Raw genomic sequence first — 21,564 nt, forward strand, 5'->3', positions numbered from 1 at the left:
ACATCCCCAACTTTTCTTTTATCACCTCTTCTTTCTCCCGAAACCCTACCAAAACAGCGCTACCATCTTTCACAAACAGCGGACGTTTGAGCAACATAGCATCTTGAGCGAAAGCTTCTATCCATTGCTCATCAGTCCAAGTTTTCTTTTCCTCACCTAACGCTCGGTAAGATTGTCCGGAAGTGTTCCGCATCGATTTGGAACCCAAATTTTTTACCCAGTTTGCGATCGCGTTTTTACTAGGTGGATTTTCTTTATTATTAACAAATTCATACTCAATATTATTATTTTGCAGCCAAACGAAAGCTTTTTTGCAAGTACCGCAGTTGGGAATACCATAAACTTGAATCGAAATCATACTTTATGGGGATTGAGAAAGGATGACGATAAAGGTAAGCTAAGCTTATATACTTAATTTTCCCCCAAATCCCATGAGCCAAGAAGATAAAAATACTATCAAAATAGACCCCGGAACCGTGGTATTTATTATATTTGTCTTATTGATACTTCCTTTACTAATTACGGGTTTTCTTTCTCAATAAAGATTCTCTAAATTTGCTAAAGCGCTCCAGGGGAAACAAAGCTACAGTGCTGAATTAATACAAGCAATATCAGAAGTAGTACCGAGAATATCAGTACTACTTACTATTATTTATATGACTTCCACAAATACGCCGCTGCGGGCAAACTCCTCCTCTTCAGGAGTGAAGTGGGGATTTTTATCGACAATTTCCGGGTCAAAACGGTAAGTCTCTTGAAGGAATTGTCCGGATATTACAGATGATTCTAACTCTTTGATATACTCTTGAGCTAGGGTACAGGCTTCACTAATGTCATCTAAATCGCCTTTCTCCACCAACTTTTGCAGAGTTGCTCTTACTCCTGCCAACCGCGATGCCGGTTTAAGAATTCCATAGAGACGGTATAAGCGTTCGATGGAAATACTAAGGTGTTTGAACGCTTTGCTTCGTGCGAGTTCGGAGTCCAGACTGGGCCAGTAGCGAGTGGTGTAAAAAGCTTTTTCATCAGTATGATACCATTCCTCAGAGCGAGCAATGGATGAGGATACGGTGTTATGTAGTTTCCAGAAAAATAAGCGCAGGGCAGCACCATCCACAACTGTAGACAGCTTTGCCTCCATCGACACCTCAAAATTATTAAGCTGCGGGTCGCGTCCCAGCAACAGATATTCTACGGGATACATATCCACCTCTTTGTTCTGCACCACATACATATTCAGGTGGTGGCGACAGTAAGGGCAGGGGTACATGGTGGCAAATAGTTTAAAGAAGTCTTGGAAAACTGCCACTAGCGCTTTTTGCGTCTCATGTGGTTTAGTACACAGGATTTCAGCCGTAGTGTGGAAGAAACGCCACACCGCAGGTCCAATGTAATAAGGAAAGCTAACGCGCATCTGGGAATCTTTAATATCACTCCGTGCCAAATACACATCAATGAATGCTACGTATTGTGAGAGCGCCCCTGACTCACGCCCAAATTCTTGGCGTTCACGCCGTTTTTGCACACCATTGAGGTAGTGATGCGTCAAACCCCATGCTTGCTTAACTGCCAGCTTTTGTTTAGGAGTGCATTGAGAAAAATTCTCTGCCACATCTGCTCCATAGCGGTTAAATTCTCCCGCTGTTTTAGTATCTTCATACCATTGATTCAAAGCGGCTTCGTCAGGTACGGTGTTACTTCGGATGTCTACGGCATTATCGACACTGAAAGCAGCTAGTAGCTTCGGCATAAAATCTTCATACCAATAAGCCACTGGCATCATTGCACCGTCTATTTCTTCTGAAGCATCGGTAAGGATAACGCGGTTCCACTGCTGGAGGTAATCTTTAGGATCGCCTGCGGATTTAGGGGGAGGTGGGGCAAGTTCTGCATTGAGTTCCATCTGCCTTAGACGGTTGAGTTCGTTGAGCGCAAGCACACCAGAAGCAATGTCGTGAAATGAAAAATGCTTTTTCTTCAAAGTAATGGCGAATTCCACCCCTGCGGCAAATTTCTCCTTGACAGAGGTGGATTTACTGCGTGCTTCCTGCATCGCTTTTTCCTGAGCTAGCATTGGTGGTGTTTTTTCAATGGCATTCCAGTTGTTGATACGCTCTTGAAGTCTGGCGTATTCTTTTTCGATTGATTCAACCACTGCATCTAACAGGGGATGGCAAGCTTTGTCTACGATATCTAACCCTTTGTACAGTGCGATCGCTTTCTCGACAAACTGCACAAAGTCTGTAATTTTGTACGGCAAGTCCCTCACGCGCAGATGGGTTTCGTGATTGGCGGAGAAACTCTCGCGGAAGCAGCGATAGGCGGCTCCCTGGAGCAAGCGAAACAAACCAATCTGCATTTGTAGAAGAGAGGTGGCGCGTTCTTTTTGCTCTTGTGGGTGTTGCGCGAGTAGTTCTTTGAGGCGTGCTACTTCTGGATTATCGCTGGGTGTTTCTCGTACAGGAGATTCGGTAGTTGTAATGAGTGCCTGAGTATCTTCAGCTACATCTGAGGTGACGGTAGCTGCCTTAGTTACAGGAGAATTATTAAAAGAAATGGGTGAATCTTTGTAGCCGGTGGTTATTTCTGACTCTTCCGGAACCAGTTCCATAAACTCTTCAAAGTCAATAGAGGCATCGCCATCGCTATCAACTTCTTTAATCATTTCATCAAGTTCTTTATCCGTCAGCCCAAACTGACTCATGACATTGTGCAGTTCATTGGTGGTAATTTGACCGCTACCATCTTCGTCAAACACGCTAAATGCCAACTTGAGACGGCTTTTGCGATCGCCTTGCGTTGACACGATCAGGGTTTTGAATTCATCAAAATCAATAGTGCCACTGAAGTCAACATCCACTTCTTTGATCATATCGCGCAGTTCGGTGTCGCTTGGACTTTGCCCTAGCGATCGCATTACTTGCCCCAATTCGGAAGCTGAGATGCCACCGCTACCATCCGCATCAAATACTTTGAATGCTTCCCATAGCTTCCCCACCTCTTCTTCAGTCATGGCCTTTTTTTCTACTTCTACTGGCATCAATTAATACCTCCAATTTCTGTTAGCATAATGCAGCAAAAAACCTTCTATTAACCATCAACGAAATAATAGTCCCATTTTTATATTGAGTTTGCAACAAAAATAATGCAGTATTAAAATTATTTAACTTTAAGATTCGCGACTTTAGATACGAAGAATAATTTTAAAAATGTTCCGCAGATGTAATTATTTCCACTCTTACCTTGGACGCTGCAAACTTTCAACAAACTTTTGATTTTCATCTGTTTGCAAACCTTGCTGTAAAACTGTCAAAACCTCAGCTAAATTACCCTCTCGCAAAGCGTTAACAGATAACCATAATCCTGGAAAAACTTCGCTGCGAATGATACCTGATTTATCGGGTTCTAAGGAAATATAGCGACCTTCTTTTAAAATAAACCAATCCAAACGGTTTTCATACATTTGCCAAACAATATATTCTTTAACTCCATTGCGACGGTAGACATTAAGTTTGTCGTTAAGGTCATAAGAAGCACTGCTAGCGGCAATTTCCGCAATTAATTCTGGGGAACCTTCGATATAATCATCTTCACTAATCCGAGAATTACCACCTAGTTCTGTTTCTATTCTTAATAAAGCATCTGGTTGCGGTTCGTTATCAGCATCCAAGCGGACGGTAGCATTATCTTGTACATCTACTCCCGGTGTTGCTGCACAATAGGTTCCCAACCAAGTCATAATTTTCGCATGGGGTCTACCATGTTTTGTCGCACGTACAGGTGAAGCCACGTAAACAACTCCTTCGATTAATTCTGCTTTTTTAACCTGTGTCATTGCTTGATAGCGACGTTCAAACTCATAACGTGTAAGTCTGTCGCCATTTTCCAGAGGTGCTAAGTTGGTACGAGTGAATGTAGCTGTCATAATCAATTATCAATGATCAATGATCAATTATAGAAAATTTACACGGTATCAAGCTTGCGGTTTCTACAATCAGGATTATTTTTTTTAATTATGAACTATGTTGAATTACTCCATTTTCTACATTTAATTTAGAATTAATTTGATCGTATTCAATTTTTCCGTAATCTAATTTAATAATTCTATCTGCAAGGTGGAAATAATGGTCGTCGTGACTAATGACTAATATTGTTTTATTACGTTTTTTCAAATTAGTTAATATCTCTTTATAGTAAATATTTCTAAATACTGGGTCTTGGTCTGAAGCCCATTCATCAAATAGGTATATTGGACGGTTTTCTAAATAAGCTGTCAGCAATGCTAATCGTTTACGCTGTCCTTGAGAAAGTTCCGTAGTGGATAATTGACCCTTTTCTATTGTGACTTTATGATTTAATTTTAATTGCCGTAAGTATTCTTGGGCTTGTTCGTCTAAAGCTGGTTTACCCATTCCTAAAAGTTTTTCAAATAAGTAAAAGTCGGAGAAAATAACTGAAAAATGTTGGCGATACCACTCGCGGTTTTCATCGGTAATCGCTTTACCATCTAAAATAATTTCTCCAGCTTCGGGAATATATAATCCCGTAACTAATTTGGCTAAAGTTGATTTTCCGCTACCGTTACCACCAACTATAAATACAATTTCTCCCGGTTTAAAGGTCAAATCCACGGGACCTAAATTAAAGCGACTTTCTTTATCTTCTCCAGGATAAGCATGAACGACTTGCTTTAATTCTAATGTTGAAAATGTTTTGATATCTTCTTTTTTATCTTCTGCGTAGCTTTCTTTATTACCAGCTAATACTAAACCCATTCTTTCGATTTTCTGTAAGGCTACACTAGCTTTAGATAAAGCCTGTAGTTTATCTAATATGCTCTGCATGGGCAGCATTAAATAAGTGACGGTGAGTATATATGCTGATAATGTTGCGGGGGAAATTGTCGCGATTTGCGGTAATACAAATAGCAGCGAACCAACAAGGATGAAAAATAAGAGATTTCCCCATCCTGTAGAAACAGAAAAAGTTAACAGCGCTGCTGAATTTTGGTCGCGAGAAATAGATGCACTCTGCTGCAATTCTTGTTCAAAAAACTCTTGACGGCGATCGCGATGCAGTTTGAGTTCTTTTATACCTTCAGTAATTGCCCGAAAATGTTTGAATAAACGGTCTTGTTCTTCTCGTGCTGCAATCAGAAAACCTTGCGCTCTATTGATTAGCAGTTGAATGCTACCGATCGCTATCATCACAAACCCCACCGTAAAAGCAAACACGGTACTCGATAGGGAAGATAAATAAAGCAAACATCCGGCAATAATCGCAGTATCAACACAGATAAAAGGAATTGCGTAAACCGTCGCGGTTAGGGTTGCGACATCTTCTGTGAGGGTTGCTAACAGACGGGGAGTACCTAATTTTTCTAAATGTCGCAGTTGAGCGGATAAAATTCCTCGACTCAAGCGTAAGCGTAATTGATATACGGCTTCTTGGGAAAGATTGATTAATAAAACTTGCGAGATAACGCTGTTAACAACTACTATTAATGCCAAAATCGGAAACTGCCAAGCTAGATTACTGAAGGTGTCAGACGATTGAAACCCTTCGCTAATCGCTTTGTTGATCAACGCAATTAATCGCGCTGTCGTTCCACCACTGATCAAACCCGTAAAAACGGCGATCGCAACTTGTAACCAAGAAGCCTTTAATAAAAGCCAAATTAAATTCATTCACCACACCGAGTTGGTTAACATTTAGGTTTTAGTCCAATCAGTAGCGCTAATTCTAACCACTTCCAATAACAGTCCACATCATGAAAACCAATGTTCCGTAACCACTTTAATTGAGTTTCTACATCCAAAAGCTTGTTCGAGGGGTCGTCTTCTTGGAGTGTTCTCCCTATAGCCTTTAAAAATTTTTCATGCAAACGAGGGGTTGGGGAAGCAACGTGTTCTAAGTTGCAAAAAATACCCCCCGACCGCAACAGATTAAATATTTCTACGTAAAGCGAACGTTTGCGATTGTGACTAAGATGATGAATCGCAAAACTAGACACGACTGCATCAAAAGTACCTAAATCTGGTAAAGCTTCATCTAAATCGTGGGCAACTACTTCTACTTTAGAATCATTTTTAAAGCGAGTTTTTACCGCTTCTAACATAGTTGGTGAAAAGTCCACAGCGATACATTCCACCGAGGGACGCTCAATTTTAAGCAATCCTAGCAAGCGTCCATCCCCAGTTCCCAAATCGAGAATGCGTTTTACCGTTTTAGGAACCTCCTCTAACAGCACTGCTTCCCCTTCGGTACGATGAGGTATTTGATCGGCTTGTGTCAGATAGCCTAGAGCGTGTTCGGCAGAAGTCCAAAGGTTTGTCATATAAATTTCATATAAATTGCGAGCAAGGAAATTATCCTACTCCACGCAAAATTATGCTTGTTACACCTTAGTATACCTTATCAATTTATTTACCAAAAGCGCGGATAATTGTATTATTTAAGACTTAATAAACTACCTTTTACTTTCAGCTAAAAAAATATTTATATGTCGCTATAATCACTCTTATTCTAAGTGTCAATCTGGTACTCTAACTTAGGTTTTGTATTTATTATTTTATAGGAATTATTATCGACTTAGCTAAGTCTAATGCAGTACCATGACGCTTAAAACTAGGCGCGATAGCGAAGCACTGCTGCAACCAGAACGCAATTATTGCTTTTCATTTTTCTATTTTTGTCTTTATCAGCTACAATCCTTATATTTAGGGGAGTTTGACTGATAATAGCAGACAGGATATTTGTGTGAAGCTAGAGTCTAAGCCAATGAATACAAGATATAAAATATCAAACTCAGTAAATATTCTCTGCTGGAAAAAAATATGAATATTCTTTATACTTTTGATGAGAACAAGTTACTAAAGTTACTTTTATTACAAAATACTCCTTCCGCTTTTTTTCTGACTTTAGGAATTTATTTATTGGCTGCTTTCTTGTTGTATGTAATATTATTTTATATACTGCGTCCTTTAATGCGTCGTTTCGATAATTCTCCGATACTTCTGATACTCAGTGTAATTCAAAATCCTTTGATAATTACGATTGTTTTATTAGGAATTAAATCCTCTGTCAGCAAATTAAATTCATCGGGAATAGCTAATTGGATTCAACGTGGTTTAACAGGTTTGATTGCGATCGCGTTAACTTATTGCGTAGCACAATTATTTACCCAGGTAGTTACGTATTACTTACGTATTTATACAAAGCAAAGTGAAGCGGTTTGGGATAATGTCTTGGTTCCCATTTTGGAAAGATTGCTTCCCGCTTTAACTTATATTTTGGGGACATTCTTGTTTTTAGAAGCTTTAGGAATTGATTTAACGGGAATTTGGGTAGCTTTTGGAGGCTTAACTTTTGTGCTTGGTTTTGCGCTCAGAGATATTTTGGCTAACTTTTTTAGCGGTTTGGTATTATTAATTGATACACCCTTTGAATTTGGGGATGTGATTGCAATGCCAAATAATTCTTTTGCAGTAATCAAAAATATTGGTTTGCGCGTCACCAAGTTATATTTAGTAGATAGCGATGCAGAAATTTATATACCTAATGCATCGTTAGGAAGTAAAGATATCATCAATTTATCTCGTCCGACTCCCCACGTAGCGAGAACAATTCAATTAGATATTAAAGTAAATACCGACCAAATATTAGTTAATAAAATCTTACGAGAAACAGTTTTAGGTCATCCCGATACTTTAGGAAAACCTGTGGAAAAGTTAAAGTATATAGATGATTTTCAGGGGTTGACAGAAGCCGAAGAAGAGAATCTTTCCAAAACAGCAGTAGGAAAAGAGCGATTGCAAGTAGAAGAAAAGCTAGATATTCAGCTACAGAAGATCGAACGTAAATTCAAATATCTAATTCGCGCTATTCAAATTTTAGAAAAAGGAGGTTTGAACGAAGAGCAAATTAAGATAGTTCAAAATTATTACAATCAAATTTTGGAATTAGTCGGTTTACAGGTTATAAATGATGATAGTAGAAGAAATCAATTAGTGGAATTCAATGTTGACACGATAAATAATACCTTAATCGGTTTAATTAGAATTTGGTATCAAGCTTGGTTAAAAGACCCAGATTTGCGGATCGAAGACGAACGAACATTAGAAGACGAATGGGAAAGTAAACTGAACATTCTGAAAAATAAAGTAATTAGATTAGCGCAAAGAATAGCTAAACCGGGAGGATATGAAACCTTACTAGATGAATACGCACTTAACCTTGTGCAATGGTTACAAGAAGAATTCAAATCATCATCAAGGTGGAAAGAGCCAGCAATTAGATTGAGTAGTTTAGGTAGCGACTCAATGCAATTTACAGTCAAATTTTATGTAGACCATATTAAATTGGAACATTGGGAACGAAGCGAACGTGTTGCGAATGAAGTGCGTCGGGAAATGGTGCGGAGGCTTACGGAAGCAGGGGTTTATAATAATTGATGATTGGGGATTGATATTATTATTTTCTTGTAGGGTGTGTGACACTTTGAATGATTTTGAAGGAAACAATCAGATTTGTGGTGTCACGCACCAACTGGATATTGTGACAATAATGACGCTATATTCTAGCAGACACACAACGCTTTCGCTAACGTAAGTCCTGATTATAATTTCTCAAACACTACCCATTTATAACCTCAGCGAGTGCTTCATTAATTACATTATCGCTAACACCGCGTCGCTTCAAACTTGCAACTAAAGCATTAACTGTATTGTTTTCTAATCGTTCTAAATCTACACGCAGCGCTTGTCCAATATAAGCACGCATCAATGGTTGATAACCAGAAAATCCGAGTATTGGTGCAATCCGCTTTAAGTCTTCCACCATATCTTCAGGCATCCGAACTGTTACCATTGTCATGGGACGGTTTTTGTTTAGCAATAGTTGCATCATTTGATGATATATCCATAATACGGTCATCTAAATATGTAGAAGCATAAATTAGAGCTTGCCGAATATCTTCTTCCAATTCGGGAAACTTTTGAAATAATTCTTTCTTATCTGAATAAGTTGCTAATAATTTAATAACTCTACGAACTGTCAAGCGTAAATTACGAATGCACGCTTGTCCATTCATGCGAGCAGAATTACTGGTAATTCGATCTAATTTCATAACCAATTCAATAAGTTTAAGAAAACAGGCTTTCAATATCCCTTGATTGATGCAATACTCTGACAATTTCTATCCCATTAATGGTTTTTGAGTAAAATACCATATAAGGTTTAATCGGAAAGCTTCTAAGACCTTTGATTAAATCATCTCGCGTTTTACCCATATCGGGAAACTGAGCTAACATTGGTAAACGATCAAGAATTTGAGCAACTTGTCCATCGGCTGCAATTTGATTTTGTGGTGCGATATAAATCCAAATATCTTCTAAATCTTGTTCTGCTTGGCGAGAAAGCCTATAACTGTAACTACTCATTCTTAATTATCCCTGCTCTAACTTACGCTTTCCCCGTGCTTTAATATTTTCTAATAAGCTAGGTAGAGACTCCTCATCATATTCCGTATACTCCCCATTTTTCAACTGTTCGGCTCCAATTGCAATATCGCGCTTCAAAGCCTCAAATTTCAACTTTCGCAATTCTTCTTCTGTACGCTCAAGCTTATCCATCATTTCCTGAAACGCACTCGCATCTTGAACCACAACTTCCGCTCTACCATTCACAGTCAGCACCAGGGGAGATTTAGTTACCTTGATACGTTCTATAAATTGCTTGACATTGCGCTTAAAGTCCGTCAAAGAATGAATATTATCTAAATTAATCATTTTATTCAATATTAAATTAAGTCTTTATTCGATTATATAGCATTTCATTTTCTCTCCATCTCCTACCTCCGCGCCCTCAGCGTCTCTGCGGTTTTATAATTCTTCCTTCCTTTTCTAAAATTACCGATAAAAATTCTTGCCCCTCTCACCTCAAAAAAAGTACCCAAACTACCGTAAAATAAACGTTCATACAGCATCTACCTAACAGTGTTCCCCCATGCTCTGCGACTACCTCGTACAAATTCTCACCGCTCGCGTATATGATGTTGCTCAAGAAACACCTTTAGAAATAGCTCCATTACTCTCACAACGCTTAAACAACAAGCTTTTACTCAAACGCGAAGATATGCAATCAGTGTTCTCTTTTAAACTACGGGGTGCTTATAACAAAATGGCAAACCTCACACCGGAGATGCTGAGACAAGGTGTAATTGCGGCTTCTGCGGGAAACCACGCTCAAGGTGTGGCTTTAGCTGCTTCTAAGTTAGGTACTCAAGCAATTATTGTCATGCCGAAAACTACACCTCAAGTGAAGATAGATGCTGTGAAAGCGCGGGGTGGTGAGGTGATTTTACACGGGGATAATTACGATGATGCTTGTGGATACGCTCGTGAATTGGGAACGGAGAAGAATTTAACGTTTATTCATCCCTTTGATGACCCAGAGGTAATAGCGGGACAGGGTACCATTGGTATGGAAATCTTGCGACAATATCAAAAACCCATTCATGCAATATTTGTAGCAATTGGTGGTGGTGGTTTGATTTCGGGAATTGCGGCCTATGTCAAGCGGTTGCGTCCGGAAATCAAGATAATTGGAGTTGAGCCGATTGATTCCGACGCTATGTATCAATCTTTGCAGGCGGGTCATCGGGTGCGGTTATCGCAGGTGGGTTTATTTGCTGATGGTGTAGCGGTGCGAGAAGTTGGGGAGGAGACCTTTCGGCTGTGTCAGCAGTATGTTGATGATATTATTCTGGTGAGTACCGACGATACTTGTGCGGCGATTAAAGATGTATTTCAGGATACGCGGTCTATAGTTGAACCTGCGGGGGCGCTAGCAATAGCAGGAGCTAAAGCTTATGTAGAGAGAGAAGGGATTGCAGGTGAAACTTTAGTCGCGATCGCCTGCGGTGCTAACATGAATTTTGACCGTTTGCGGTTTGTTGCCGAACGTGCAGAGTTTGGGGAACGTCGGGAAGCTATTTTTGCAGTGACAATTCCGGAGAAGCCTGGAAGTCTGCATAAGTTTTGTAAATGCATCGGTAAGCGTAATTTAACTGAATTTAATTATCGTATTGCTTCGGAGAAGGAAGCTCAGATCTTTGTGGGGGTGCAAATTCAAAACCGTGCCGATGGAGTGAAGATAGCTGAAACTATTACCAATTGTGGTTTCCCGATTATCGATCTCACAGATGACGAGTTAACAAAAATGCATTTACGTCATATGGTAGGAGGGCGATCAACCTTAGCTGACAATGAATTATTATATCGTTTTGAATTTCCCGAACGTCCCGGTGCATTAATGCAGTTCGTAGGTTCGATGAGTCCTAATTGGAATATTAGTTTATTTCACTACCGTAACAATGGCTCGGATTACGGCAGAATAGTTGTAGGAATGCAGGTTCCACCGGAAGAAATGCAAGAATGGCAGGCATTTTTAGATAGTTTGGGCTATCAGTATTGGGATGAAAATAAAAATCCGGCTTATAAATTGTTTTTAAGTTGATATCAATGTAGAGACGTAGCACTGCTACGTCTTATCCAGCATTTGTGGTACATAACAAGCAAATTTTAGATATCAAACCAGTAACACCAGTAATTTTTAATTTTAAAATATAAGAAGAAAGTCGTTTATTTATTAGTTATATTCAGCTTACTTTACCTATTAAATAAAATACCATAGGAAAAACTAAAAAATGAAAACATTACATCTACCATCAGGAAGAGAAATCCCTATATTAGGACAGGGAACTTGGCGAATGGGTGAGGATAGCAGTCAAAAAGATGCTGAAATTGCGGCATTGCGTCTGGGTTTAGATATGGGAATGACGCTCATCGACACGGCAGAAATGTATGGGGAAGGTGGTGCCGAAAAAGTTGTTGGTGAAGCGATCGTCAATCGTCGCGAATCAGTTTTCCTGGTAAGTAAGGTATATCCTCACAATGCTAGTCGGAAAGGGGCTGTTGAAGCTTGCGATCGCAGTTTAAAACGACTTAAAACCGATTGCATTGACCTTTATTTACTACATTGGCGAAGTTCGATACCGCTTTCTGAAACGTTAGAAGCATTTGAATCGCTCAAGCAAACCGGGAAAATTCGGGATTACGGTGTAAGTAATTTCGATGCAGATGACATGAAAAAGGCAATTAATTTACCAAATGGTAAGCAAATTGCAACAAATCAAGTTTTATATAATTTGGCATGTCGCGGTATTGAATGGGATTTGCTTCCTTGGTGTCGCCAAAATAATATACCGATTATGGCGTATTCACCAATTGAACAACAGGCTATCTTAAAGAATTCGCAGTTGAAATCAATTGCTTCACGACACAACGCAACTCCCGCACAGGTTGGTTTAGCATGGCTACTCCAACAACAAGGGATTATCGCAATTCCCAAAGCCAGCAATCCAGCCCACGTTAAAGAGAATAGTGGAGCTTTAAATATACAGCTTACTCAAGAAGATTTAACCGAACTCGATAAAGCCTTTCCACCACCAAATCGTAAAATGTCGTTAGCGATGAGATGAGAATGTAGCGTGTCCGCTAGGACATGCATCTTGCGATCTTGTAGCGCATAGCCGATCGCGCTACTTCTTAACCGTACTCTCTTTGTAGTACGAATACCTTTACCAGTGAGACACACTTCAATAATATTCAACTTACTCCAAGTAACCCGGTTTTTCAATAAGCCGAGTTTTTGATTGTATTTAGAACAATTTTCAAGGAAATTATCATAACCCACAGTTCTTGTTTTACAAGCATTTCTGCTTATATTGCCTAAACTTTCGCCGCCCATCTCAAAAAAACTTGTAGTACCCCCTTGACACAATTGTAGTACACAGCGTAGTATTGAGTTATAAGGGTAATACAGCAACTACAAACTGCTGACATTAACCCATCCGAACCATGAAAATTGAATTGCCACATATGGGGTTGTAGCTCAGTTGGTTTAGAGCGCCTGTCTGTCGAACAGGAAGTCGCGGGTATGTCCTTACGGACACGCTCCGCGAACAAGTCCCGTCATCCCCGTGTAGTCTTGTCTCTGATTTTTAGTTAGAGAGCGATCGGGTGTAACTCCCGTCAAGGCTTCAATTATGTCCGGGTAGCCAAGTGTTTAAGGCATCGGTCTGCAACACCGACAATCGTGGGTTAAAATCCCACCCTGGACTCCAAATATTGCAGAGATGATGTAATTGGCAACATCACAGTCTCCAAAACTGTTGTTCTAGGTACCCTTCGGGAACACCTCCGGTGATATAGTGCCGTCAGTACTGTAAAAATGGGTTGGTATCCAAGTCAGGTCGAAGGAAACCGTCTGTAAAACGGATGCCTCTGTGCCACGTAGGTTCAAATCCTATCCAGCCCATTATGGAGAGGTCGCTATTGGTAAGGTAAGCTGTTTGCTAAACAGTCATGGTTAAATCCATTGCAGGTTCAAATCCTGTCCTCTCCGCCTGAGAACGTGGTGTAATCGGATAACATCTCAGATTACGAATCTGAAGATTGTAGGTTCAAGTCCTACCGTTCTCGTTACATGGGAAAGATGTTGAGATGCCTGGTTCTAGATGCTGAATTAAACTAGTCATTTGATAGTATCAATCTTTCCTTCTTTATCCCCTGGTAGCTCAGTTGGCAGTAGCGCCTGTTTGTTAGCGTAGCGTGTCTGAAAGACATAGAGCAGGAGGTCGTCAGTATCTTCCTCCGGGAGACGCTGAGCCGCACTTCGTGAACGCTAACGATTCTGACCTGGGGACTCATTGCCCTATAGCTCAATTGGCAGAGCAAGCGGCTGTTAACCGCGAGGTTGTAGGTTCAAGTCCTACTAGGGCAGTTATTGGGAAGTAGGCAAATAGGCAAAGCCGTCGCACTTTGAATGCGAAGTTTGAAGGTTCGATTCCTTCCTTCCCAGCTTATGCTGCTGTAGCCCAACTGGAAGAGGCGCTGGTCTTAGAAAGCAGGCGTTGTGGGGTTCTCCCTTCGGGAGACGCTAACGCGAACAACTCCCACCAGCAGTATTATCCGGGTTTCGCGCATTTAATAAATGCTGCCACTTGGATTCATGGGTTGTTAGCTCAGTTGGCACATCCGTCTTTTAAGCGGAAGTGCGTAGGTTCAATCCCTACATAACCCACCTTACCCCTGTAACCCAATTGGAAGAGGTGCCAAACTTAAAATTTGGAAGTTGCTGGTTCAAATCCAGTCAGGGGTATTGCAGAGACATTTTGGTCTTTGTTTTTATAGGAGTGAATGTAACATTCCTACTTTATGGGGTCATAGCTCAATTGGATAGAGCGTCCGCCTTGCACGCGGAAGGTTAGGGGTTCAAATCCCCTTTTCTCCACTGATGGTGTTTGAAGTCAAAGTGGTCGAGACGCTTGTTTGTGGAACAAGTAATTAACGGGTTCAAGTCCCGTCAGACACCCTTATTTATCTCCAATTTAGCCCGTGAAGACGGGCTTTGTAAGTGTAGCCCCAGTCTTCCAGACTGAGGGTAATTTTTATTAAATAACATTAACTACCACTAAAGATAAATAGCTTTCTTACTCTAGATACTGGTATTTTATATTTATGTAGAGTGATTATGTGAAAATATTACTTCACAAAAAAAACTTACCCATTTAGATTTGATTTAAATTCACTTCAATTTATGACAGTTCCCGAAAATCGAGAAGCATTTATTCCTTACCGTCGTAGCGATATTATCAAACTGTGCTTAGATGATGGTCAGTTAAATGCTGCTGAAACTCAAAAGTTTAAAGATTTTTGCGAAATTTTATCGTCATATTACCACTTTCGCTTTCACAAGACGCTGGAAGTTATTAAAGATAATTATGTGCCTTTTAACCCGAATGCGGATGTTGAAGCTTTAGTTCCACCGAGTTTTGAACAATATGACGCAATGGAATCAAGCGTAGTTGATGGCTTCAATAATATTTTAGAAAGAGCTAATTATATTAGATTACCTGAATATGATGTGAAACAATCATTGGGTAAAACATCTCTGATTGATTTAAAAACTGAAGTTGATTTTGATGATTTTGATAGATTTATCTGCTATTACCGGGGTGATTCTTATAAAACAATTATGCAGAAAAAGTTCTTTTTTTGGAAGAAGGAAAAGAGAATCGATATTTTTGAAAGAATTGTTTTATTGATTAAATTCAAGGAAGCGGCTTATTTTCGCGCTAAGAAGGACAAAAGAAAAGAACGTAAATTTATCCCCGGTAAAATGTATGTTTATTTTTACAAAAATATTCCTAAATTAGATATTGACTTGCTTTTTCCTAATGTTACTACCAGTATGACTTGGAAAGACAGATTATTATTTGGAATCCCCGCTATCGGTGCTGCAATTCCGTTGATTTTAAAGGCATTACCAAATATATTGTTACTAGTTGGAGCAATTCTACTAGTATTAAATGCAGAACCTTTGATAGAAGAGTTAAAGGTTGAACAGTCTCAAGTCAGAAATGTAATGCCCCTTTTAGTCGCTACTTTATCATTAGGAATGGCTTTGGGTGGATTCGCTTTTAAACAATATAGTAATTATAAAAGTAAGAAAATCAAATTTCAAAATGATGTGACAGAAACGCTTTTCTTCAAAAATTTAGGCAATAATGACAGCGTTTTTCAAACGTTTATCGATTTAGCAGAAGAAGAGGAGTGTAAAGAAATCATTCTTGTATATTACCATCTGTTGATTAGCAAGAATTCACTCAAACCTGAAGAGTTAGATGTTCGTATCGAAGCTTGGATGCAGAAAAAGCTGGGTACTGCAATCAACTTTGATATTCATGGACCTTTGAATAATTTAGCAGAAATTCGCGGTAAGGTAATTAAAAATGGTGTAGCTGAAGAGAATTTACCAGAAATCCCATTATTAAATTACGACAATGCAGGATTTTGTAACGTTCTTCCTCTTAATGATGCGAAGAAAGTTATCGATTATGTTTGGGATAATGCGTTTAATTATAACGGCATAGCTTTGTAATAAAGCTTTGTATAAAATAAGTTGTTGGTTGTGGCAGATAAAATAATGTTTAATACACTTCGTCATGATTACCTATATCAACAAACACAGCATTTTTGTCATCGGTAAAGTAAAACAATATCTCATCGTATCCTAAACTAAAACTCCATAAATTTTTGAGATTTTCTGATAGTTTATGAGTTTTCAAGCTTGGCTCAAAAGGATCGTTTATAAATAGTTCTACCTTTTCCCAAAATCTTACATCTAATTCTTTATCTACCTTAGTTTTCTTTTTAAAGGTAGTCCACCTCGTTCTTCTCAAATCAATTTAGCACGACCAATGGTAAATTACCCGGATTTTCTTAATATCTAGCTTATGCTATTTTCATAGTGTATGCAAAATATTAACTACCATACTCATTAAAAGTCACATACCCCACATCAAGAACAAAAAATATTAAGTATCTCCACGCAAGCTGTAAATCATAAATATGAACTGATAGCAGTTGTCAGTATATCTTCTGAACTCATAAAGTTTCAGTATGGGTTATATGTAGTAAGTTATATCGCATCTATTACGTAACGGTGTACTTATTTTTCTATAATTTCGACTTTTACTTGATTGAATACTGGTTAAAACTAAAAAATTTATTAAAATTGTTCGGCTTTGATCGATATTTTGATTCCGGATTGATTGCTGCTTTGCTGCTAGCAGTTAGCGCAATTTTATTTGTGGTGAAAAAAATATTAAAAGTAAAGCAGGAATTAAAGCAAGAGGTTCTTGGACGTAAACAAGCTGAGGAAGTATTAGTTTTAAGTCAAAACCGTTTGAAATTACTTAATATGATTTTGACTGGTGTTCCTTTGGGAATGTCTGTCAATGAGATAATTCAAGATACTATAAAACAACTTAAGAGATATTTCCCTGATTTAAAAATTGGTTTTTCAAATATTGATAACAACGGTGTTTTAACTGTTACTCATGCTGTGGAAACACCAGATACGCCACAATTAAAAGGATTCACTACTGATTCTACTACCGTTCCCGATTATTTTTTTACTTTAATAAATGGTCAAAAATTTATAGTCGAAGATGTAGCTGAAGATAAACGCTTCGCACCTTTAGTATCTAATGTTTTAAAAATTGACAATCAAGCTATTTTAGAAATACCTTTACGAGATTCAAGTGGTTTAATCGGTGTACTGGGTTTTTATTCCTCGCAACCTCGGAAATGGAGCGAGTATGAAATTACTACAATTACTGAGGTTGGTAATTATTTAATTGTAGCAATTCGGGATGCTCAAACTCAACAAGAAAATAAACGAATTGAAATAGAGCTTAGAGAAAGTGAAGCATTTTTACGAACGCTTTACGAGGTAGCAGCAGTTCGTAATTTTGATTTTAAACAACGTATCCAATATTTATTAGCAATAGGATGTCAAACATTTGGTTTAGAGTTTGGCATTTTGGCGCGAATTGAAGATAACCGCTATAACGTAACTGTAGCAAAGGCTCCGGATGATTCTATGTATTCAGGATATAGTGTGGAACTAGAGCATACTTTGTCTTGCGAAGTGTTAGAAAATGATGAACCTTTGTTGATTGAACATAGTAAAAATTCTTCTTGGTGCAATCATCCCGGTTATATTAAATTTGGTATGGAATCTTACATCGGGGCGCGGGTATTAGTAGCAGGTAAAGTTCATAGTACTCTCTCATTTTCTAGCCTTAAACCCCGACAGCAACCGTTTAAAAGTGCTTACAGAGAGTTATTAATATTAATGGCACAATGGGTTGGTAGCCAAATTGAACGCGAACTTGCAGAACTTGCTTTGAAACAGCAATTTCATCGCGCTTTATTACTCAAACAAATTACCAATGAAGTTCGCCGTAGTTTAGATGCAAAACAAATTTTTGAAACTACCGCAATTCAAATTGCAAAGGCTTTTAAGGTTAATCGCTGTTTAATTCATAACTACGTACCTGATTCAATTAATAAGATTCCTACTGTCGTGGAGTATTTAGAGCCAGGTTATCCATCAATGCGATACTTTCAAATACCAATCGTTGGTAATACCCACGCTGAGAAAATGTTATCTCAAGATAGCGCGATCGCAACATCAAATGTTTTTAGCGAACCTTTACTAGAATCTGCTAAAGATATTTGTGCAAAAATGCAAATCAAATCTATGTTAGCAATTCGCACTTCATATCAAGGTGAAGCAAATGGTAGTATTGGATTACATCAATGTAATTATTATCGTCAGTGGACTAAGGATGAAATTGAATTATTAGAATCTGTCGCCGCACAGGTAGGAATTGCTCTTGCTCAAGCTCATCTTTTGGAACAAGAAACTCAACAAAAGCGAGAACTTACTATTAATAATAGCCAGTTGGAACAAGCAAAACTTGAGGCTGAAGCAGCTAACCGCGCTAAGAGCGAGTTTTTAGCAATGATGAGTCACGAAATCCGCACACCAATGAATGCCGTGATTGGTATGAGCGGGCTGTTGTTGGATATGGATTTGACTCCGCGACAGTTGGATTTTGTGGAAACTATCCGCAGTAGTGGTGATACATTATTGGCTATTATTAACGATATTTTAGACTTTTCTAAAATTGAATCGGGCAAATTGGATTTAGAGAACATTCCGTTTAATTTACGTCATTGTGTAGAAGAATCCCTAGATTTATTGAGTTCTCAAGCTGCTGCTAAGAACTTAAATTTGGCGTACACAATCGATTCCCAAACTCCAACTTCAATTGTTGGAGATGTGACGCGGGTGCGGCAAATAATCATAAATTTACTGACTAATGCTGTTAAATTTACGGAAGTTGGTGAAGTGGTTATTTCTGTAACTGCGAAACAATTAACCAGTAATTTATCAACAAATAAGTATCAAATTCAATTTGCTGTTAGGGATACGGGAATTGGCATTGCGGAGGAGAAAATCAACCGATTATTTAAACCATTTACCCAAATTGATGCTTCGATGACTCGTCAATACGGGGGTACTGGATTGGGTTTAGCAATCAGCAAACGTTTAAGCGAAATTATGGATGGTACGATGTGGGTGGAAAGTACTTACGGAGTCGGTTCTACATTTTATTTCACAATTACAGCCCAGTCAGCACCAAGTTCCAAAGTCAGTAACCTTGAGGATATTCAACTAAATATAGTCGGAAAAAGGTTGCTAGTAGTAGACGACAATTCTACCAACCGCAAAATTATAACCTTACAAATGCAGAAATGGGGAATAATTGTTCTCACCGCAGCAGACGGTTTGCAAGCTTTGGAATTAATTAATTCTGGGCAAAAATTTGATATGGCTATTGTAGATATGCGAATGCCGCAAATGGACGGTTTAAATTTGTCTTCACAAATACATTCTATACCAGGTTACGAAAGACTTCCTATAGTGATTTTAAGTTCCATCGATCAATTAACTCAGCAAGAGATAGCAGCTAAATCAGAATCTGTTGCCGTACTCAGTAAACCAATTAAACAATCCCAACTTTACGATACCTGTCTTCGTATTTTGTGTGAAAAACAAATTTCTATTCTACCTCCTACATCTCCAGCGTCAAAATTTGATTTGCAGCTAAGCGAAAAACTACCGTTACGTATCCTTTTAGTAGAAGATATGCCTTTAAACCAAAAGGTAGCATTACATATGCTACAGCGATTGGGCTATCGTGCTGATGTGGCTGCTAATGGATTAGAAGCCATTAAAACTTTGCGTCGTCAAGACTACGATCTGGTTTTCATGGATGTGCAAATGCCAGAAATGGATGGACTACAAGCCACTCGCCATATCTGCAAAGAATGGTTGCCCGGTTCTCGTCCTTGGATTGTTGCCATTACTGCTAATGCTATGCAGGGTGACAGAGAGGAGTGTCTCAATGCGGGAATGAATGACTATATTAGTAAACCTATTCGCATTGACGCTTTAATTGAAATTTTTAATAACTACAAAAACTTACAACAGTCATTACACGACTCAGATTCTACTGCTGTTGTCAAGAAGGAAAAATCAGAATCGAGCGTAGAACCAGTTATTGATACTGAAATTTTGCAAGATTTAAAAGATATGGCAGGTGATGATGCTTCGGAAATGATGGCCGAATTAATTGATAGCTATCTTGAAGATGCACTGCCAAAACTACAAGAAATCAAAAGTGCCATCGATCAAGACGATCCAGACAAGCTACGTAATTATGCTCATGCTTTCAGGTCACTAAGTGTTACCATTGGTGCGTTATCCTTGGCTAAGGTATGCACTCAATTAGAAAATATAGGTCGTTCTGGAAATACATTCCATGCTTCTACTTTGGTCAAACAGCTTAATGCTGAGTACCAAAAAGTAGAACTAGCTTTACAGTCACATTATCCAAGCAGGAGACATCATGATTAATCCCGACTTCCAGAAGCACCAAAATAGCCAACCTCAGATTCTCATAGTAGATGACCAAAAAACTTTACGATTGGTGCTGCGTAAAGCAATCGAGAAGCAAGGATATCAAGTAGTAGAAGCCTGCAACGGACAACATTGTTTAGATATCTGTCAAAAACAAAGACCTGACATGATTTTACTCGATGCCATGATGCCTGGAATGAATGGCTTTGAATGCTCTATTAAATTGCAAGCACTGATGGGTGAAGATTGTCCACCGATTCTAATGGTAACAGTTCTCGATGACCAAGAATCAGTCGAACGAGCTTTACGGGTAGGAGCAAGTGATTACATTACAAAACCCATCAATTGGGATATACTAGCACGAAGAGTTAATCGCTTATTGACATCTGGCTGGGCAATATTAGAACTCCGCAGTCAAATTAAACGAGAATGTCGGTTAACAGTAGGTTTAGAAACAGCAAATCGAGAATTACAAAGCCTTGTTTCTAGCGATGTTTTAACTAAAGTAGCCAGTCGTTCCTATTTTAACGAGTACTCAGAGCGCGAATGGAAACGATTACAGAAGTATAAATTACCTCTTTCTTTAATTCTATGTAAAATTGATTTTTCAAACTTAGATTATCAAGTCAAAGATGAATATTTACGGCAAATTGCTGACACCATATGCAACTGCAAAAAGCGTTCTACAGATTTCGTTGCTCGTTACAATGATGAAGAATTTGTGATAATTTTAGCAAATACCCAAACCGAAGAAGCAGCAGAAGTAGTTCAAACTATTCAAAATTCTATTAAAGCCTTAGATATAGAAAGTAAACTTTTAGATATTAATTTTGGGATTGCTAGTACCATTCCTTCAAATGAATCTTGTCTATTGAAATTAGTTAAAAATGCCGAGAAACAATTAACAATAAAAAATTATTGCTTAATGCAACAAGACGCGGACGTATATTAGCAAAGAGTATAGAATTTTTTATGGCACAACACAATACATCATTCAATAATTATAGGACTTATGACACTTTGATTAATTTTTAAGGTAATAATGAGGTTGTAGTGTCACGCACCAACCTTCTGCTTGTGACAATTGCGTAAGTCCTGAATCAAATAAAAAAACAATAATACACATCAAAAACCCCTCTGAAAATTCCAGAAGGGTTTTGC

At 38.6% G+C, this 21,564-nt stretch carries 16 protein-coding genes and 13 tRNA genes; 19 read left to right on the forward strand and 10 right to left on the reverse strand.

Annotation, left to right across the window (positions count from 1 at the left end; all coding sequences use genetic code 11):
* The 5 genes from VB797_RS08955 to VB797_RS08975 form a co-directional block, all read right to left on the reverse strand.
* The coding region (locus VB797_RS08955; protein ID WP_323237329.1) for a Spx/MgsR family RNA polymerase-binding regulatory protein at positions 1 to 355 on the reverse strand (355 nt) is incomplete at its 3' end.
* A gap of 297 nt (positions 356 to 652) precedes the next feature.
* Positions 653 to 3,040, reverse strand: coding sequence for an EF-hand domain-containing protein (locus VB797_RS08960; protein WP_323237330.1), 2,388 nt, complete (start codon positions 3,038 to 3,040; stop codon positions 653 to 655).
* A 198-nt stretch (positions 3,041 to 3,238) separates the two neighbouring features.
* The gene (locus VB797_RS08965) at positions 3,239 to 3,925 is read right to left on the reverse strand and encodes a Uma2 family endonuclease (protein WP_323237331.1); all 687 of its coding nucleotides are present in this window, start codon (positions 3,923 to 3,925) and stop codon (positions 3,239 to 3,241) included.
* Between the two features lie 88 nt (positions 3,926 to 4,013).
* Positions 4,014 to 5,687: a cyclic peptide export ABC transporter gene (locus tag VB797_RS08970; RefSeq protein ID WP_323237332.1), complete on the reverse strand. Its 1,674-nt coding sequence runs from the start codon at positions 5,685 to 5,687 to the stop codon at positions 4,014 to 4,016.
* 17 nt (positions 5,688 to 5,704) lie between these two features.
* On the reverse strand, positions 5,705 to 6,337 hold the full coding sequence (locus VB797_RS08975; protein ID WP_323237333.1) for a class I SAM-dependent methyltransferase: 633 nt from the start codon (positions 6,335 to 6,337) through the stop codon (positions 5,705 to 5,707).
* Between the two features lie 499 nt (positions 6,338 to 6,836).
* Between VB797_RS08975 and VB797_RS08980 the strand changes: the two genes are divergently transcribed.
* A complete protein-coding gene (locus tag VB797_RS08980) occupies positions 6,837 to 8,453 on the forward strand; it encodes a mechanosensitive ion channel family protein (RefSeq protein WP_323237334.1) in 1,617 nt (538 codons plus the stop codon).
* 181 nt (positions 8,454 to 8,634) lie between these two features.
* On the opposite strand, the gene VB797_RS08985 is transcribed toward VB797_RS08980, so the two are convergent.
* The 4 genes from VB797_RS08985 to VB797_RS09000 are packed head-to-tail and all read right to left on the reverse strand — an operon-like array spanning position 8,635 to position 9,788.
* Positions 8,635 to 8,874 carry a hypothetical protein gene (locus tag VB797_RS08985; RefSeq protein ID WP_323237335.1) on the reverse strand — a complete coding sequence of 80 codons (240 nt, stop codon included), beginning with the start codon at positions 8,872 to 8,874 and terminating at the stop codon, positions 8,635 to 8,637.
* Positions 8,846 to 9,127 (reverse strand): DUF433 domain-containing protein, encoded by a 282-nt coding sequence (locus VB797_RS08990; protein WP_323237336.1) that lies wholly within the window; start codon positions 9,125 to 9,127, stop codon positions 8,846 to 8,848. The genes VB797_RS08985 and VB797_RS08990 overlap by 29 nt, the downstream gene beginning before the upstream one ends.
* Positions 9,128 to 9,143: 16 nt before the next feature.
* Entirely contained in the window at positions 9,144 to 9,440 is a 297-nt protein-coding gene (locus VB797_RS08995) for a type II toxin-antitoxin system RelE/ParE family toxin (RefSeq protein ID WP_323237337.1), read from the reverse strand.
* A 6-nt stretch (positions 9,441 to 9,446) separates the two neighbouring features.
* Positions 9,447 to 9,788 (reverse strand): type II toxin-antitoxin system Phd/YefM family antitoxin, encoded by a 342-nt coding sequence (locus VB797_RS09000; RefSeq protein WP_323237338.1) that lies wholly within the window; start codon positions 9,786 to 9,788, stop codon positions 9,447 to 9,449.
* Between the two features lie 217 nt (positions 9,789 to 10,005).
* On the opposite strand from VB797_RS09000, the gene ilvA reads away from it, so the two are divergent.
* From ilvA to VB797_RS09080, 16 genes are all read left to right on the forward strand, one after another.
* Positions 10,006 to 11,517, forward strand: coding sequence for a threonine ammonia-lyase, biosynthetic (gene ilvA / locus VB797_RS09005; protein WP_323237339.1), 1,512 nt, complete (start codon positions 10,006 to 10,008; stop codon positions 11,515 to 11,517).
* Between the two features lie 190 nt (positions 11,518 to 11,707).
* A complete protein-coding gene (locus VB797_RS09010; RefSeq protein ID WP_323237340.1) occupies positions 11,708 to 12,541 on the forward strand; it encodes an aldo/keto reductase in 834 nt (277 codons plus the stop codon).
* Between the two features lie 402 nt (positions 12,542 to 12,943).
* A tRNA-Asp gene (locus VB797_RS09015) sits at positions 12,944 to 13,043 on the forward strand.
* Positions 13,044 to 13,110: 67 nt separating this feature from the next.
* Positions 13,111 to 13,186: transfer RNA gene (locus VB797_RS09020), tRNA-Cys, on the forward strand.
* Positions 13,187 to 13,295: 109 nt separating this feature from the next.
* A tRNA-Tyr gene (locus VB797_RS09025) sits at positions 13,296 to 13,380 on the forward strand.
* Between the two features lie 4 nt (positions 13,381 to 13,384).
* Positions 13,385 to 13,467, forward strand: a tRNA-Ser gene (locus VB797_RS09030).
* 3 nt (positions 13,468 to 13,470) lie between these two features.
* Positions 13,471 to 13,544 (forward strand) — tRNA-Arg (locus VB797_RS09035).
* Between the two features lie 84 nt (positions 13,545 to 13,628).
* Positions 13,629 to 13,768, forward strand: a tRNA-OTHER gene (locus VB797_RS09040).
* Between the two features lie 4 nt (positions 13,769 to 13,772).
* Positions 13,773 to 13,845, forward strand: a tRNA-Asn gene (locus tag VB797_RS09045).
* 4 nt (positions 13,846 to 13,849) lie between these two features.
* Positions 13,850 to 13,923 (forward strand) — tRNA-Gln (locus VB797_RS09050).
* 5 nt (positions 13,924 to 13,928) lie between these two features.
* Positions 13,929 to 14,029 (forward strand) — tRNA-Leu (locus VB797_RS09055).
* Positions 14,030 to 14,075: 46 nt separating this feature from the next.
* A tRNA-Lys gene (locus VB797_RS09060) sits at positions 14,076 to 14,145 on the forward strand.
* Between the two features lie 4 nt (positions 14,146 to 14,149).
* Positions 14,150 to 14,223: transfer RNA gene (locus VB797_RS09065), tRNA-Leu, on the forward strand.
* Positions 14,224 to 14,281: 58 nt separating this feature from the next.
* Positions 14,282 to 14,355 (forward strand) — tRNA-Ala (locus tag VB797_RS09070).
* A gap of 6 nt (positions 14,356 to 14,361) precedes the next feature.
* Positions 14,362 to 14,436: transfer RNA gene (locus VB797_RS09075), tRNA-His, on the forward strand.
* Positions 14,437 to 14,661: 225 nt separating this feature from the next.
* Positions 14,662 to 16,005 (forward strand): DUF3754 domain-containing protein, encoded by a 1,344-nt coding sequence (locus VB797_RS09080; protein WP_323237341.1) that lies wholly within the window; start codon positions 14,662 to 14,664, stop codon positions 16,003 to 16,005.
* Between the two features lie 49 nt (positions 16,006 to 16,054).
* On the opposite strand, the gene VB797_RS09085 is transcribed toward VB797_RS09080, so the two are convergent.
* Positions 16,055 to 16,306 (reverse strand): hypothetical protein, encoded by a 252-nt coding sequence (locus VB797_RS09085; RefSeq protein ID WP_323237342.1) that lies wholly within the window; start codon positions 16,304 to 16,306, stop codon positions 16,055 to 16,057.
* 296 nt (positions 16,307 to 16,602) lie between these two features.
* On the opposite strand from VB797_RS09085, the gene VB797_RS09090 reads away from it, so the two are divergent.
* Both VB797_RS09090 and VB797_RS09095 read left to right on the forward strand, forming a co-directional pair.
* Positions 16,603 to 20,400: a response regulator gene (locus tag VB797_RS09090; protein ID WP_323237343.1), complete on the forward strand. Its 3,798-nt coding sequence runs from the start codon at positions 16,603 to 16,605 to the stop codon at positions 20,398 to 20,400.
* Positions 20,393 to 21,355 (forward strand): response regulator, encoded by a 963-nt coding sequence (locus VB797_RS09095; RefSeq protein WP_323237344.1) that lies wholly within the window; start codon positions 20,393 to 20,395, stop codon positions 21,353 to 21,355. The genes VB797_RS09090 and VB797_RS09095 overlap by 8 nt, the downstream gene beginning before the upstream one ends.
* Positions 21,356 to 21,564: the final 209 nt, after the last annotated feature.

The organism is Rivularia sp. UHCC 0363, from assembly GCF_034931125.1.
Taxonomy (GTDB): domain Bacteria; phylum Cyanobacteriota; class Cyanobacteriia; order Cyanobacteriales; family Nostocaceae; genus Rivularia.